The organism is Rothia sp. HMSC069C10 (assembly GCF_001812205.1).
Classification (GTDB): domain Bacteria; phylum Actinomycetota; class Actinomycetes; order Actinomycetales; family Micrococcaceae; genus Rothia; species Rothia mucilaginosa.
The window spans coordinates 115,835-131,628 of sequence record NZ_KV808290.1; the positions used below are offsets into that span (position 1 = coordinate 115,835).

A 15,794-nucleotide genomic window follows, 5' to 3' on the forward strand; every position below is an offset into this window, starting at 1 on the left:
TCCTCGTATTTGCAGCGCGCAGGTTAAACGCAATGCCCGGGTCTTCATTCACGATGAATGAAGACCCGGGCATTGTTTTTTCTGCTATTTCTCACCGACTAGTACGGCGAGGCGCATGAACGTTTTATGCGCGGTTCTTGAGGTACTCGGAGACCAGGAACGCGATTTCCAGGGACTGCGAGTGGTTCAGACGCGGGTCGCACAGGGACTCGTAGCGGTCAGCCAGTGCTGCCTCGTCGATGGCGTCGGAGCCGCCCAGGCATTCGGTCACGTCGTCGCCGGTCATTTCCACGTGGATACCGCCGGGGAACGAACCCAGTGCCTCATGCACCTCGAAGAAGCCGCGAACCTCGTCGAGCACGTCGTCGAAGCGGCGGGTCTTGTAGCCGGAGGGCACGGAGATGGTGTTGCCGTGCATCGGGTCGGTGACCCAGACGACCTTCGCGCCTTCAGCCTGCACGCCCTCAACGATTGCGGGCAGCTTCTCGCGGATGTTCTTTGCGCCCATGCGGGTGATGAAGGTCAGGCGGCCGGGTTCGCGGTTCGGGTCGAGCTTATCGATCAGTGCGAGTGCATCCTCTGCGGTGGTGGTCGGGCCCAGCTTCACGCCGATGGGGTTGCGGACCTTGGAGAGGAAGTCCACGTGTGCGTCGTTGACGCCGCGGGTGCGCTCGCCAATCCACAGGAAGTGTGCGGAGGTGTCGTAGGGTAGCTGGGTGCGCGAGTCGATGCGGGTGAGGGCACGCTCGTAGTCCATTACCAGGGCTTCGTGGCCGACGTACATGTCGGTGGTCTTGAGTGCATCGAAGTTAACGCCGCAGGCTTCCATGAACTTGAGGGCGCGACCAATTTCGCTGGCAGTCTTCTCGTAGCGCTCATGCGCGGGGTTGGAGGTGAAGCCGCGGTTCCACTGGTGTACGGCGCGCAGGTCTGCGAAGCCGCCCTTGGTGAAGGCGCGCACCAGGTTCAGGGTGGAGGCGCTGGTGTGGTAGCCGCGCAACATGCGCTTGGGGTCGTGCACGCGTGCTTCGGGGGTGAAGTCGAAACCGTTGACGGTTTCGCCGCGGAAGGAGGGCAGGGTGACGTCGCCGCGGGTTTCCATGTCTGCGGAGCGCGGCTTGGAGAACTGACCCGCCATACGGCCCATCTTCACCACGGGCATGGAGGCGCCGTAGGTGAGCACTGCAGACATCTGCAGGATGGTCTTGACGCGGCCGGAGATCTTGTCGGCGGTTGCGCCCGCGAAGGTTTCTGCACAGTCACCGCCCTGCAGGAGGAATGCGCGGCCTTCAGCAACCTCACCGAGTGCCTGGCGCATGGCGTCGACCTCACCGGCGAAGACGAGCGGGGGCACCGAGTTCAGTTCGGCGATGGTGCTTTCAAAATCTTCGTGCTCGCTCCAGGTGGGCTGCTGGTCAATGTGCAGCTCGCGCCAGGTGTCCAGGCCGTGGTCGGGGGCCTGCGAGGTGCTGAGGTTTTGGTTGCTCATCTTCACTCCATCGGGATGGTCTTGTGCGTTTTCTGGTTCAGCCCTGGTCCGGGTGCCCGGTGCGCCGTGTTCGGCGTACGTGCACGTGGTTCTCAGGGATGAATAGACTAATTGTACTCTTGCTTGCTTCATCCCCTAACCCTGCAGTCAGGTACATCTCACATGTTTAGATAGCGCCACCCGGTATCGGCGATAAGCGGGTTGATAAGTGCCGTTGCAGAACGGCATACGAAAGGGCGGGATGCGGCGCGTACCGCATCCCGCCCTCTGGCGTATGTGCGCACCCGTTTGGGGTACTGTCTCAATGTCTAGTACTGCAGGTCTAGTGCTGCAGGTGCGCGATAGCTTCGTCAGCGCTCATGTTCTTATCAGCCATGAGCTTCTTGACGCGGTCGGCGTACACGTCCACGTATACCTGGCCGCTCAGGGCGCGAATTTCTGAGCCAATACGGTCGGCAATCTCGCGCTGAACGCGGTGGCTCAGGTCCGATCCGTCGGTGTATTCCTCGAAGGTGAGAGGCTTGCCGATGATGGTGCGCACCTGAATGGGCTTGCCGTCGTGGCGCAGGCGAATACGGTTCGAGCCGGAGGGCTGAATCAGGTCGGTACCGATCTGGCCGACGGGAACTACGGGCACGCCGGTTTCCAGGGCGAGGCGGGCAACACCAACTTTGGGGCGGTAACCTCGTCCGTCGGGGCTACGGGTACCTTCAGGGTAGATACCGATAACGCCGCCGTCCTTAAGGACCTGCGCACCGGCGTTGAGGGATTCCTGGCTCTTCTGACCGCCGGAGCGGTCCATGGGAAGCTGACCAACACCGCGGAAGAACGCCGCCATGGCGCGCCCCTTCACGCCGGGGGTAGTGAAGTAGTCGCTCTTGGCGAGGAAATTCACGGTGCGAGGCATGGCGAGAGGAATAAAAATGGAGTCGCAGAATGCCAGGTGGTTGCTGGCAACAATGTAGGGTCCCTCGGGCAGGTTTTCCAGGCCAACCACGTCGTGGTGGTACAGTCCCTGCAGCAGGGGTGAGCCAAGAACCTTGAGCGTTGAGTAGAGGGCGGTGTTAGGCATTGGGGTCTCCTCTCTGAATGTTCCCGGCTCAATTCTAGCGTGTCTGGAGAGGCGCGAGAGAACGCGCGATAATTAAAGAAAAGAGAACGATTTTTCTGCGCACCGGTGTATTGGGTGCGCTGGAGGCGATATACCAGCATCGGCGCTGTGCCCGCGGTAGCCGGTCGGGGTACGCTATAGAGCCTGCACCTGCGTTCATATTCGCGCAGGTTGGCTAAGGAGGACCATGAGCATTTTTGATAACTCGTTGGAGCCGCTCAAGCGGATGCGCCGCAAGGCTCGCGAGCGCAGGCTTCTAGCGACCCAAAATGTTAAGGACTCCCTGGCGCGTCGCCTCGAGGGCGACCAGGAAGCGTTCGATCACTCCCCCGTTTCTTTTAGTCCTGACCCGGCGCAGCATTCTGTGGGTATTTTGCTGGTGCACGGTTTTACGGGTTCACCGCATAGCATGCGCCCGTTGGCTCAGCATTTTATGGAGCTCGGGTATGCGGTGGAGATGCCGTTGCTGACCGGTCACGGTACTCATTGGAAAGATTTGCGCGATAGCACCTATGAGCAGTGGCTAGCTTCTGCCGAGCAGGGGTACCGTCGCCTAGCCGATCAGGGTCTGCGTGTGGTGGTCGTTGGTATGTCGATGGGCGGCACGGTGGCGACCCATCTGTCGGCGCGCCTGCCGGTGGCGGGTACGGTACTCATCAACCCCTACATGGTGGATGTGAACCCGATGATGCGTCACGCCGGTAAGGTGTCGAAGGTTCTGCCGGTGCTCAAGGCGATCGGGTCTGATATTGCGGTTCCGGGTGTGAGCGAGGGCGCGTATTCTATCGTTCCAACGGCAGCAGTGCATCAGCTACATCTTTTGGGTGCTGAGACTCGTGCTCTGATCCCGCAGTTGAAGTCGCCGGTTCTGTATTTGCGTTCACTGGGCGATCATACTGTGTCGGATAGCTCCCATAAATATTTTCTCGAACATTGTTCAGTTCCTGTAGAATTTAGGTGGCTGACCCGCAGCTACCATGTGGCAACGCTCGACTACGACGCCGAGTATCTTCTCTCTACTGTTCAAGCTTTTGTCGCATCACTAAACCACTAAATTCTGACAGTTCCGCCCGCTGCACACCGGCGAATGCATCACCCGCCGCGGTGGACAGAACACTCAGAAAGCCATCACGGCACCTCGAGAAATCGAGGACAGCCCGCGGCACCGGACCGCCCGAGCTTACGCCCTGATTTGAAAGGCGCATTATGAAAGTCTTCTCCACTCCCGCTGAGGTTCTTGTCGACCCCTCGCTGAACCTGACAAGCATTGTTGAGCGCCACCGAGCCGATAGCTCCAACCCGGTGCTGTACCGCCGTCAGATGTCGCCGGGTAACTGGCAGCCGGTTCGAGCCCAGCAGTTCCACCAGATGGTGACCGACCTGGCTAAGGGCATGATTGCTGCGGGTATCCGCCCGGGTGACCGTGTGGGCATTATGAGCCGCACCCGCTTCGAGTGGACCGTCATTGACTTCGCCATCTGGTATGCCGGTGCTGTCTCCGTGCCGGTATATGAGACGAACGCTGCCGCCCAGGCTGCATGGGCGCTGTCCCATTCTGAGGCTGTCGCCATCTTCGTCGAGGATGAGAAGCTCCTGAATCGTGTGGCTGAGGCTGAAGAATACGCCGCTTCCACTTCTGAACCGTGCCAGCTCAAGCACCGCTGGGTCATTGAGAACGGCGACCTTGATGCCCTCAGCGCTCGCGCGTCCGAGGTGAGCGATGAGCAGCTGGAGCAGGTACGTTCCGCTGCCGGCTGTGATGACATCGCGACCATTGTGTATACCTCCGGCACGACCGGCCGCCCCAAGGGTTGCGCGCTGACTCACGGCCACTTCCTAAACCTGAGTGTCAACACCAAAATGGTCGAACCCGAGATTGCGAACTCCCGCAACTCCTCCATTCTTTTCTTGCCGCTGGCGCACGTTCTGGCGCGTCTGATTCAGGTGCTGGCACTGGATGCCGGTCTGGTCATCGGTCACTCCCCCAATATTAAGAACCTGGCTGCTGACTTGGATAGCTTCAAGCCGACCATGCTGCTGGTGGTGCCCCGCGTCTTTGAGAAGGTGTACGAGGGCGCCATGGCGAAGGCGGCTAAGGGCGGCAAGTTCAATAAGTCGCTCTTTGAGCGTTCCACCGATATTGCGGTGCGCTGGTCACAGGCGAAGGTTGAGGGCCGTGTCCCGCTGAAGCTGGCGGCGCAGTACGCTCTCTACGACAAGCTGGTCTACTCGAAGCTGCGTGCGGCTCTGGGCGGCGAGCTGCGCTACGCGGTCTCCGGCGGCGGTCCCCTCGGCGAGCGCCTGGCGCACTTCTTCCACGCGGTGGGTGTGCAGGTGGTTGAGGGTTACGGCCTGACCGAGACCTGCGCCCCGATTGCGGCTGGCCGCATCAACCCGTACCAGATTGGCATGATTGGCCCGCTCATCCCCGGTTCCGAAGGCTATATTGCTGAGGACGGCGAGCTCCTGGTCCGCGGCGTGGGCGTGATTAGCAGCTACTACAAGAACCCCGAAGAGGACGCTCAGGCGTTCACTGAGGACGGCTGGTTCCGTACCGGTGACCTGGCTCATTTCGATGAGCGCGGCTACCTGAAGATTGTGGGCCGCAAGAAGGAAATCATTGTCACCGCCGGCGGTAAGAACGTGATTCCGGGTATTGCGGAGACTCATCTTCGTACCTCTCCCCTGGTTTCTCAGGCGATGCTGGTAGGCGATGAGAAGCCGTTCGTTGCGGCTCTGGTGACCCTGGATCCGGATACCCTGCCCGAGCAGTTGGAGCACTTGGGTCTGCCGCGTTCGCTCTCCATCCCGGAGGCTGCTGTTCACCCGGCGGTTCGTGCTGCAGTTCAGAAGCTCGTGGACGAGGCGAACCAGTTGGTTTCCCGCGCTGAGGGTATTCGCGAGTTCCGCATTATGAACCGCGATCTGACCGAGGCGGACGGCTATCTGACTCCTTCGCAGAAGTTGCGCCGCGCGAAGATTCTGCAGGACTTCTCCTCCTACGTGGATGAGATGTACGGCAAGGTTTCCGATAGCACGTCGGATTCTTTGGCTCGCCTGCAGGAGTACGCGGCGGAGCAGTCTGAGAAGTTCGCTGAACTGCGTGAGCAGGCGGCAGAGCGTCTGCACGAGTACGCGGACCACCAGGCGGAGCGTCTTGCCGAGCTGCGTGAGCAGGCGGCTGAGAAGTTTGAGGAGCTGCGTGAGCAGACCGCCGAAATGATGCAGAAGCCTCATGAAGAGAAGGATAAGGACTCTTCCGCCGAGGATTCTTCCACTGAGGACTCTTCCGCAGCCGCTCCCGCTGAGAAGTCCTCTGAGAAGCCCGCGCAGCAGAGCTCTCAGAAGTCTGACAGCGACAAGGCATAACCGGCTCTGGCCACCATTAACGAGAGGCCATACACGAGAGGAGGGGGTCGTACCGCTTAGGTACGATCCCCTCCTCTCTGTTTGTTCGCTAGAAACCTCGATTTTCGGACGTTATCTAGCCGTCGTTAGATGGCGGGTTCTTAGTTTGCGGGCTCGTCGAATTCCAGACCGAGCAGCGCGTTCTCAACGATTTCGGTCAGTGCCGGGTGAATCCAGTACTGGCCGCGTGCGAGGGTGCGCGCATCCATGCCGAAGCTCATTGCCTGCAGGAGCGGCTGGATGAGCACGGAGGACTCTTCACCGACCAGGTGTGCACCGAGCAGCTCACCGTTGTCCTTGCGGGCAATCAGCTTGCACAGGCCGATCTTGTCTTCCATTGCCCAGCCGTAGGCGGTGTCGCCAAAGTTCTGTGCCTTGACGGTGATCTCAAAGCCTTCACGCTCAGCGGCCTGGCGCGCCTGCTCTTCGGTCATGCCGACCACGGCAATCTGCGGGTTGCTGAAGACCGCGGCGGGTACGTAGCGGTGGTCGCTGGCACGCAGGTCCTCGGGGTGGCTGAGGTTGTGCTGCACAACGCGGGCCTCGTGGTTTGCCACGTGCTTGAGCTGGTAGCGGCTGGAGACGTCGCCGAGGGCGTAGACACCGGGTACGGGTGCACCGTTGTAGAGCACGCGCTGGTACTTATCGACGCTGAGCTGACCGCCGTCCTGCACGTCGAAGTAGTTCTTTGCGTTGAGGGTGTCGGTGTTGGGGCGGCGACCGGTTGCTACGAGCACAGCGTCTGCCGGGATTTCGAGCAGTTCTTCACCGTTCTCGGTGGTGCGCTTCGCTACGACGGTTACGCTGCCGTCGGCGTTCTCACGGATCTCGGAGAGGGACGCATCCTTGACGATGTTCCACTGCTTGCTTGCGGCTTCTTCGAAGCGTGCCACGACCTCTTCATCCACGCCGCGCAGCAGGCGGGAGGAGCGGTTCAGCTGGGTTACTTCGGTGCCGAATGCGGAGAAAACGTGGGAGAATTCTGCCGCAATCACGCCGCCACCGATGACGACCATGCGGGCGGGCAGCTCGTCCAGGCGCATGACGTTGTCATTGGTGTAGACCTTAGAGGAGTCGATACCGGGCACGGGAGGCAACACGGCGCGCGAACCTGCCGCAATGACAATCTGGCGGCCCTGCAGGCGGGTGCCGTCGGTCAGCTCAACGGTGTGGGAGCCGACGAAGCGCGCGTACTGGTCGTAGAAATCGACGTTGGGCAGACCGGCACGCCAGTCGCGGCCACCTTCAGAGATCTGGTCGATGCGGGAGGCGAAGATGCGGTCACGAATCTGCGCCCAGTGCACGGCGTCTACGTGTGCGTCGACGCCCAGGTGCTTGACCTCGCGGGTCTTCTGCGCGATGGTCGCCGGGTAGACGTACATCTTGGTGGGGATGCAGCCAACGTTCAGGCAGGTGCCGCCGAAGATACCGCCGTCGATAAGGGCGACCTTCTTGTCGTCCCATTCGGGGCCGATGAGGGTGTTGCCGGATCCGGAGCCGATGACGATGAGGTCGTATTGTGCTACGCCGTCAATGCGTTCTACGTTCTCGATGCTCATGTGGTCCTCTCGTTGTTGGTGTTGAGGCTGGGCTCGTTCCCAGCGTGCCCCTCGATGGCGGGGTTATTTCTGTTACTGCCACTATAACGCGTGGAAGCTTCCGGCTATTCCCACTATCTGGTGTCAATGTTGACGGATATGCGAAAGGTGCACCGTCCCAAAGAACCACAGCACTGAGAACACAGCGCTGAAAATACAGAGGTTCTTTGAGAAGACGCACTCAAGCGTTGAGACCTCAAGCGTTGAAACTATGTGAGCCCGCGGATTAGTGACGATTAGATGTCTGCGCTTAGAGGTCTGCCATGAGCCCAGCCAGCAGACGGGTGAAGTCAATGGCGGGATCAACCGATTCTTCGTCGGGCCAAAAATGAATCGGGTACGCCGCACCCTGGGCGCGTTGCAGCACGGGGCTTTCAGCGAGCACAGGATCTGCCACGAGCTCGCCGAAGAGGGAACGCATTTCGTCGCGTCGGTAGCGGTGTTCGCTGTCATTGGGGCGCATCTTGTTGATAACTACTCCCGCACCGTCAATGCTGATGCCGCTTTCCTGCTGAAAGCGCACGATGGCGCGCAGGGTTCGTTCGGTGCCCGCCACGGAGAAAAGGGAAGGCTCTGCGACCGAAAGGATGCGCTCGCTAACCGCCCAGCCCATCGAAGACAGGGTTCCGAGGAACGGCGGGCAGTCAATCAGGATGACGTCGTAGGCGTCCGCAGCCGCCTCCACCATGCGCTTGAAGCGGCGGATGAACGGCGCGGCTTCCTGCCGGTCTACGAGGGTAGAGCGTGCCGAGCCTCGCGCCACCTTCACGCTACCGGTGGTCACGGGGTTGTTGGTCAGCAGGGTGGGTTTGCCGACGAGCGCGTTCCAGGAGGAGCTACCGGCTTCCTCCGCGAAGGCGCGCTCATTGGAACTGGCAATCAGGGAGGCGACGTCGGGGATGGTTTCATCCACTGCCAGGCCGGTGCTGGCGTCGCCGTGGGGGTCGAGGTCAATAACGAGTGTGGAGAGTCCGCTGTGTAATGCCGCGGAGGCGAGCCCCAAAGTGATGGACGTTTTGCCAACGCCACCCTTGAGGCTGCTGATACTGACGATGCGGGGCATGCAGGTCCCTTTTATGAGTGAGGTGTAATGCCCCTTTATTTTAGCGAATCTTCGCTTTTCTTCTGGCTCTGACAGGGGTGTATCTTGAGTTTTTTCTCAAGTGAGCATTGAATATTCCCTCGCATTTAAAGCTTCAGCCCGCGCTCGCTACCCGATAGGTAGTGAGCGCGGGCTGATTCACGTTTTGTGTTTTATGCCTGTGCGCGGCGGGCACGGCGGGCGGCAAGTTCGTCGCCTTCGAAGTTTTCGTGCATCTCTTCGCCGGGCTGGCCGTTGAGGTTCATTTCGATTTCGCGCCAGACGCGACCGATAGCGATGCCGAAGACGCCCTGACCTGCCTGAACCAGGTCAATGACCTCGCTCGGGGAGGTGCATTCGTAGACGGTGGTGCCGTCACTCATGAGGGTAATGTTCGCGAGGTCGTCAATACCGCGGGTACGCAGATGCTCGATGGAGGTGCGAATCTGCTGCAGGGACACGCCGGTGTCGAGCAGTCGCTTCACAATCTTGAGCACGAGCACGTCGCGGAAGCTGTAGAGGCGCTGGGTACCGGATCCGGAGGCGCCACGCACGGTGGGTACGACCAGGTCGGTGCGTGCCCAGTAGTCGAGCTGGCGGTAGGTAATGCCGGCTGCCTTGCAGGCGACAGCGCCACGGTAGCCGAGGTTTTCCTCGACGACAGAGACAGGGTCGGTGAAGAGTACGCCCTGTTCACCGCGCGGAGGCGGGGCTACGGGAAAGAGGGTGTCGAAGCCGTCCAGGGGCTGGTCGAAGCCCTGGGGTGCGTGCGCGGTTGCGGCCTCGCCTGCATTTTCGGCTACCTGCTGCTCTAGCACGGTCCCTCCTTTTCGTTAAACCCTTTTAAGTGCTTCACCGCGCCCCATCAAATGCGGTCGATGTCGTTCCGGTGTAGACCCGATTCTCGGGGTGAGATTCTAGGGTTGAGGTCTAGAATCTGCGTCTATGATTCGCGTGGCTCCCCTACTGGGTTCCGGCGCGGTTTTCAATACTACACAGCGGTTCGACAGTGCGACCGATGCGCGATAGGCGCGGTTGTTCAACCTATTTTAACTGATAGAGGGCTCTACTTAAAATTGAACCCACCGGAGCGAACGATCTTTTCAGATTCATTCTTCGGTATCGTTCCCCTGCGGGGCACCCCTCCCCCGCCGTTCTGTTCTTTTTCTGCGCCATCACACCCCTGGGGGTTTAAAAAGTAAATGCGTACGGGCTGGTAGTCCGTACGCATTTACAGCTGAGTTGAGTGAATAGCCTTGGCAGGCCGGGAGCCCCCTGGTGAGAAAGCTCTTCGTGTTGGACGAAGGGGTAGAAATTCCGAGCGTGCCAGCGTCGGCTTCGTCCAAGTCTAGAGGCCGCTACCCGTTGGTGCGGATAGGGACTATAGAGGGAATCACCGTGGTCAGCGGTGTTTCCCGAGGGAAATCCCCGTTCGGGGTGCGGTAGAACCGCAAAGATTGTGAAGGGTAGACAGTCCGGTCGCCTGCCCCTTCAGTCGCCTACTCGTAGGTAGGCATTGCCGATTCGACGAGGGTTGCGTGCAACTGCAGGCACAACTTGCGGATCTTGTCGGCTCGTTCCTGCGCCTGAGCCTGGGAGGCTGCGTCGCGGCGCGATGCCAGCGGAGCCACCGCAATTTCCACGAGGGAAATTTCACGGTCTGCCGCAGACTTGAATGCGCGCAGGTGACGGGGCTGAATGCCGTGCTGGGTCAGCTCTGCGCTCACGCGGGCAATCAGCACGTCGTAATCGGTGTACTCCACATCCGAGCCGTCTTCGAGCAGTCCAAAGTCAATCAGCTCGCGAATCAGTTCGGGAGTGGTGTTAGCGTATTCTGCCAGCTCACGGAGGCTGTAGGTGCGGCCTTCCTGCTCGTCCGGTCCGAGGACGGTATCCAGGACGTCTTCACTTACGGTGGCGGGCATGGAGTTCAGCACGCGACCGGCTTCCAGATCCTCCAGATGCTGACGGATTACCTTGAGCGGCATGTAGTGATCGCGCTGCATAGTGAGGATGTAGCGCAGACGCTCAATGTCAGTCTGGGAGTACTTGCGGTAACCGGTTTCGGTACGGCTGGGGTGCACCAGGCCGCGCTCCTCCAGGAAGCGAATCTTGGATGCGCTAATTCCGGGGAACTCCAGGTCGAGCTGACTAAGAACCTGACCGATGGTCCGGCTCTTAACGTCACGCGGGTTACGGTCAGAGTCGCCGTTCTCCACGTCCTCTAGTTGAACCTCAGCGTTAGTGAGGTTTTCATCGATGCGTGAGGTCATCTATGTCTTTCGGGTACTTGTTCAGCCGATGTCGATACGAGCCGAAATTTGAGTGAGTGGCTCGTTCCCCCGGTCGGGGGTCTCGCTCCGTGCCGAACATCTTTGCTTAGTGTTGAGAGTGTGATAGATAAGTTTAGTTGTTTATCACGAAATGATAAACCGCAAACCTTCGAGACAATCTTATAGCCTCACAAGGCATTTTACTATTTAGTTCGCCCTTTTCAGAGGCTTTTTGAACCCAAAAATAGCCACACAATCAAACATTAATCAGTAGAGACAGTACCAATTTTAGCAAAATTCCAATACTTCGAACACATATATCTCATATTGGACTGCTTTACGAGGAAAATTTTATCTTCTCGCGATAGTTGAAGTTTTCATCACATTTAACTTGAAAGAGGCCCCCACTAGGGGTTTAGCCATCTTTCAAGCCTCTCAGACAACTTCAGAGACCCTCAAGATGAACCTTATATACGTCCGTTTATTTGCGTTTGTGTGCACTATTAATGAAAAACGGCGAGACCAATCGGTCTCGCCGTTTCATCAGTACGTACCTCTTAACACGAGGGACGCCAGAGCTATAGAGTCTATCGAGCTAGACTATCGACTTAGAGCTTAGCCAGCTCAGCCTTGTACGCCTCTGCATCCAGCAGGTTAGCCAGATCATCAGCGTTCTCGGGGCGAATCTCAATGATCCAACCCTCGCCGTAGGGATCAGAGTTGACCAGTGCGGGGTCATCCTCCAGGCCCTCGTTCACTGCGACAATCTCGCCAGCGATGGGAGCAAAGAGATCGGAGACAGACTTGGTGGACTCAATCTCACCGAAGCTATCCTCAGCAGCTACAGAATCGCCGACAGAGGGAAGGTCGACGTAGACGACGTCACCCAGTGCATCCTGAGCGTGGTCGGTAATACCAACACGTACGGTGCCCTCGGCGGTGAGAGCGGAAACCCACTCGTGCTCAGAAGTGTACGAGAGTTCTGCGGGAACGTTGCTCATAGCAGCGGTGTCCTTTCAGTGTGTTCTTGCGTAGCGCGGACCGTCCCGCGCACGGTGTCGTTCCGTATGTGGGATGACGGAACGTCCTACACCAATTATCACATAAGAAGTAACGCGGGGCACGTCCAAACACCCCCGTACCACTTCTATGACACTATATTTTCCTTATCCTATCTAACCGCTCAACAAGCGCCCCTTCCCAAGGCCCTAGAAGCACCCCTATTACTCACCTCCAGCAGGGAGCCATCAGACACACCAAAAGGCTCAGGGCCCCACACCATGATGGTGCAGGGCCCTGAGCCTTAGGCTAGAGAGCTAAACTCTCACAGCGCCTTAGCGGGAAGAAATGACGCGCTCGGAGAAGCGGTTCGGGTTACCGAAACGGTGTGCGGTAATCGAAACAGCCTGCTCGCGGAGGAAGGGCAGCATCTCGATACGGCCAGCCTCGGTGACGGGTGCGAAGTACACTGCAACGTCCGGGCGACCACCCAGTGCGGTGTAGAGGGACTTCTCATCGTTACCGATGTAGCGGATACGGGTGCCTTCCAGCGGGGTACCAGCCAGTGCGCGAACCGGGGTCTTAGCGTTCGAAGCCAGGTACTCGCGGAACTGAGCGTCCGACTTGACTTCGTACTTGATGCCCTTGTTCTCGAGGACGCCACGGACGTCGACCGGCAGGTCCTTACCGACGGACAGAGCAACCGGTGCGTTAGCTGCCAGACCGGCGAGCACAACGCGCAGGGTCTCTGCTGCGGATGCGGACTCGTCTGCACGAACCAGAACCTGGGTGGGTACGTAGCGCAGGATGTTGCGCTCCACGCCCAGCTTCGAGGGATCGTGGCCGAAGCCGAACTCGGTGTCCCAAGCGTGTGCGTCAGAGGAGACACCGCGCTTGATGAATGCGAAGTCCTCGCGCTTGCCCAGCTCGGAGTTCTCGATGGTAGCCAGGGTCTCGCGGACGGTCACCGACTGGGTGACAGCGGTTGCGGTTGCCTGTGCGGGCTCCCAATCGGACAGAGCGATCAGGTAGCTGGGGCCACCTGCCTTGGTACCGGAGCCAACGGTGGACTTCTTCCAACCACCGAAGGGCTGACGCTGAACGATTGCACCGGTAATTGCACGGTTGACGTACAGGTTACCTGCCTGGACCTTGGAGAGCCACAGCTCGAGCTCGTCAGCATCCAGCGAGTGCAGACCTGCGGTCAGGCCGTAATCGGGTGCGTTCTGCAGCTCGATTGCCTCTTCCAGGGTGTCAGCGGTCATGATACCCAGGATGGGGCCGAAGTACTCGGTCATGTGGTACTCGGAACCGGGCTTGACACCTTCGCGAACACCGGGGCTCCAGAGGCGACCGGTCTCGTCCAGTTCCTTGGGCTGAACGAGCCAGCGCTCGCCCGGGCCGAGGGTGGTCAGACCGCGCAGCAGCTTCTCTTCCGGCTTCTGAACAACGGGGCCCATCTCGGACTCGATGTCCTGCGGGTGTGCCACGTGCAGGGAGCTGACGGAGTCAAGCAACTGACGGCGGAAACGCTCGGACTGTGCCACGGAGCCAACCAGGATGACGGTGGAGCCAGCGGAGCACTTCTGACCTGCGTGGCCGAATGCCGAGTAGACGACGTCCTTGACGGCGAGGTCGATGTCAGCGTTCGGGGTGACGATGATGGAGTTCTTACCCGAGGTCTCACCGAACAGGGGCAGGTCATCACGCCAGGAGCGGAAGAGCTCAGCGGTCTCGTAACCACCGGTCAGGATCAGGCGGTCAACCTCGGGGTGCGAGATGAGCAGCTTGCCTGCACCGCGGTCAACAACCTTGACGAGCTTCAGAACTTCCTTGGGAACGCCTGCATCCCACATGATCTCTGCGATCAGGGCACCGGTGCGAGCGGTGATGGTTGCGGGCTTGAAGATGACAGCAGAACCTGCAGCCAGACCAGCCAGAACACCACCGGCGGGGATAGCGGTCGGGAAGTTCCACGGGGGAACAACCAGGGTCAGGTCAACGGACTTGGGCTTTGCGCCGTCGATCTTCTCGAGGTCCTCAGCCAGCATTGCGTAGTAGTATGCGAAGTCGATTGCCTCGGAGACCTCGGTGTCGCCCTGCTCCAGGGTCTTGCCAGCCTCAGCTGCCATAACCTCCAGCAGGTCACCGCGGCGCAGTGCGATAGCCTTACCGACCTTGCGCAGAATCTCTGCACGCTCGTGGCCGGAGAGCTTGCCCCATGCCTTGCCAGCCTCTTCGGTTTCCTTGATCAGCTTCTCAGCCTCAGCCTCACTGGTCAGCTCGTTAGCCTTGAGGGTGTCGATGCCCAGCTTGGTGGTCTTGGAACGCTCGAGGATTGCGCGGCCCCACTCGCGGTTACCGGAGAGTGCGGGGTCGGTGTCGGGGGTGTTCTCGAAGCGGCCTGCCGGTACGAAGACGTTGTCCTCGTTCTCGGTCAGACGGTTCTGGGTGCGCTTGGATGCGGGAACCTCGTCGGTGACGGAGTTCAGTGCACGCATGAAGCGGTCCTCTTCGCGCTTGAAGATGGACTCGTCGGTTGCCAGGTCGAAGATACCGGACATGAAGTTCTCGGAGGAAGCGTTCTCCTCGAGACGACGGATCAGGTATGCGATAGCAACGTCGAATTCCTTGGGGTTCACGACGGGCACGTACAGCAGCAGGTGGCCAACGCGACGGCGGATGATCTCTGCCTGCTGCTCAGCCATACCAATCAGCATCTCGAACTCGACGCGGTCCTTCACGCCGCGGTCCTCGGACAGCAGCAGTGCGAAAGCAACGTCGAAGAGGTTGTGGCCTGCAATACCGAGGCGAACGTTCTTCACGTGCTCGGGGCGCAGTGCGTAGTCCAGAACGCGCTTGTAGTTGGTGTCAGCAGCCTGCTTGGTGTCCCAGGTGGTCAGCGGCCAGCCGTGCATAACAGCTTCGACGATTTCCATGGAGAGGTTTGCGCCCTTAACCAGGCGGACCTTGATGCCTGCGCCGCCAGCAGCAACGCGCTTTGCGGACCACTCCTGCAGGTGCTGCATTGCAGCCAGGGTGTCGGGCAGGTATGCCTGGAGCACGATACCGGCTTCCAGGTCCTTCAGGTGGGGCTGGTCCAGGATCTTGGTGAACACCTCAATGGTGAGGTCCAGGTCCTTGTACTCCTCCATGTCCAGGTTGATGAACTTCTTGGGGGAGCTAGATGCAGCCAGCTCGTACAGCGGGGTCAGGCGGCGAACAGCGGTCTCAACGACCTCGTCGAATGCCCAGTGCTGGTGGGGGCCGGAAACAGCGGACACCTTGATGGAGACGTAGTCAACGTCGTCACGTGCCAGCAGGCGCTTGGTCTCAGCCAGGCGGTGCTCTGCTTCCTTGTCACCCAGAACTGCCTCACCGAGCAGGTTGACGTTCAGGCGGTTACCGGTCTTGGTCAGCTCTGCAATTGCGTCGCCCAGCTTCTCCTCGGAAGCGTCGACGATCAGGTGACCAACCATCTCGCGCAGCACGCGGCGTGCAACGGGAACGGTGGGCCATGCGACCTTGCCAGCCAGCTTGCCACCGAAGCCAACAGCGGACTTCATGTACCAGGGCAGGAAGGAAGGTGCCAGGCCGGAAATGCGGGAGAGGTTGCGGCCGGAGACGTTGTCGTCTTCGGGGCGAATAACGCCATCAACAAAGCCGACGGTGAAGGGAAGACCATTGGGGTCCTTCAGAACACCGGCGAGCTGCTCAGCTGCGAAGGTGGGCTTGATCGACTGGGACTCATTTACCCACTGGCGAACAAGCTGACGAGCTTCCAGAGCCATCTTCTGGTAGTGCTCAGATGCGAAAGGATGGGTCATCCTTGACT

10 protein-coding genes are annotated in these 15,794 nt (G+C 59.7%); 2 read left to right on the forward strand and 8 right to left on the reverse strand.

Going from position 1 to position 15,794, the window contains the following annotated elements; translation table 11 throughout:
- Positions 1-124 precede the first annotated feature (124 nt).
- A complete protein-coding gene (locus HMPREF2842_RS01220) occupies positions 125-1,489 on the reverse strand; it encodes a class II 3-deoxy-7-phosphoheptulonate synthase (RefSeq protein WP_070641976.1) in 1,365 nt (454 codons plus the stop codon).
- Between the two features lie 322 nt (positions 1,490-1,811).
- Entirely contained in the window at positions 1,812-2,561 is a 750-nt protein-coding gene (locus HMPREF2842_RS01225) for a lysophospholipid acyltransferase family protein (RefSeq protein WP_070641978.1), read from the reverse strand.
- Between the two features lie 226 nt (positions 2,562-2,787).
- On the opposite strand from HMPREF2842_RS01225, the gene HMPREF2842_RS01230 reads away from it, so the two are divergent.
- Positions 2,788-3,654, forward strand: a complete 867-nt coding sequence (locus HMPREF2842_RS01230; protein WP_070641979.1) for an alpha/beta hydrolase — start codon at positions 2,788-2,790, stop codon at positions 3,652-3,654.
- 152 nt (positions 3,655-3,806) lie between these two features.
- Positions 3,807-5,969 (forward strand): AMP-dependent synthetase/ligase, encoded by a 2,163-nt coding sequence (locus HMPREF2842_RS01235; protein WP_070641980.1) that lies wholly within the window; start codon positions 3,807-3,809, stop codon positions 5,967-5,969.
- Between the two features lie 140 nt (positions 5,970-6,109).
- Here HMPREF2842_RS01235 and HMPREF2842_RS01240 read toward each other — a convergent pair whose 3' ends face one another.
- The 6 genes from HMPREF2842_RS01240 to HMPREF2842_RS01265 form a co-directional block, all read right to left on the reverse strand.
- The gene (locus tag HMPREF2842_RS01240; protein ID WP_070641981.1) at positions 6,110-7,567 is read right to left on the reverse strand and encodes a mycothione reductase; all 1,458 of its coding nucleotides are present in this window, start codon (positions 7,565-7,567) and stop codon (positions 6,110-6,112) included.
- 289 nt (positions 7,568-7,856) lie between these two features.
- Entirely contained in the window at positions 7,857-8,669 is an 813-nt protein-coding gene (locus tag HMPREF2842_RS01245; RefSeq protein ID WP_005507726.1) for a ParA family protein, read from the reverse strand.
- A gap of 191 nt (positions 8,670-8,860) precedes the next feature.
- The gene (locus HMPREF2842_RS01250) at positions 8,861-9,505 is read right to left on the reverse strand and encodes a MerR family transcriptional regulator (RefSeq protein WP_070641985.1); all 645 of its coding nucleotides are present in this window, start codon (positions 9,503-9,505) and stop codon (positions 8,861-8,863) included.
- 681 nt (positions 9,506-10,186) lie between these two features.
- Positions 10,187-10,960, reverse strand: a complete 774-nt coding sequence (locus tag HMPREF2842_RS01255) for a transcriptional regulator FtsR (protein WP_005507723.1) — start codon at positions 10,958-10,960, stop codon at positions 10,187-10,189.
- A 608-nt stretch (positions 10,961-11,568) separates the two neighbouring features.
- Positions 11,569-11,961, reverse strand: a complete 393-nt coding sequence (gene gcvH / locus HMPREF2842_RS01260; RefSeq protein ID WP_005507722.1) for a glycine cleavage system protein GcvH — start codon at positions 11,959-11,961, stop codon at positions 11,569-11,571.
- A gap of 333 nt (positions 11,962-12,294) precedes the next feature.
- Positions 12,295-15,786, reverse strand: a complete 3,492-nt coding sequence (locus HMPREF2842_RS01265; protein ID WP_070641987.1) for a bifunctional proline dehydrogenase/L-glutamate gamma-semialdehyde dehydrogenase — start codon at positions 15,784-15,786, stop codon at positions 12,295-12,297.
- Between the last annotated feature and the right edge of the window lie 8 nt (positions 15,787-15,794).

Excerpts from the sequence above, each read along its gene's own strand:
- HMPREF2842_RS01245 (WP_005507726.1), bottom strand. The coding sequence starts at position 8,669 with ATGCCCCGCATCGTCAGTATCAGCAGCCTCAAGGGTGGCGTTGGCAAA.
- HMPREF2842_RS01235 (WP_070641980.1), top strand. The coding sequence starts at position 3,807 with ATGAAAGTCTTCTCCACTCCCGCTGAGGTTCTTGTCGACCCCTCGCTG.
- HMPREF2842_RS01255 (WP_005507723.1), bottom strand. The coding sequence starts at position 10,960 with ATGACCTCACGCATCGATGAAAACCTCACTAACGCTGAGGTTCAACTA.
- HMPREF2842_RS01220 (WP_070641976.1), bottom strand. The coding sequence starts at position 1,489 with ATGAGCAACCAAAACCTCAGCACCTCGCAGGCCCCCGACCACGGCCTG.
- HMPREF2842_RS01225 (WP_070641978.1), bottom strand. The coding sequence starts at position 2,561 with ATGCCTAACACCGCCCTCTACTCAACGCTCAAGGTTCTTGGCTCACCC.
- HMPREF2842_RS01265 (WP_070641987.1), bottom strand. The coding sequence starts at position 15,786 with ATGACCCATCCTTTCGCATCTGAGCACTACCAGAAGATGGCTCTGGAA.
- HMPREF2842_RS01230 (WP_070641979.1), top strand. The coding sequence starts at position 2,788 with ATGAGCATTTTTGATAACTCGTTGGAGCCGCTCAAGCGGATGCGCCGC.
- HMPREF2842_RS01240 (WP_070641981.1), bottom strand. The coding sequence starts at position 7,567 with ATGAGCATCGAGAACGTAGAACGCATTGACGGCGTAGCACAATACGAC.
- gcvH (WP_005507722.1), bottom strand. The coding sequence starts at position 11,961 with ATGAGCAACGTTCCCGCAGAACTCTCGTACACTTCTGAGCACGAGTGG.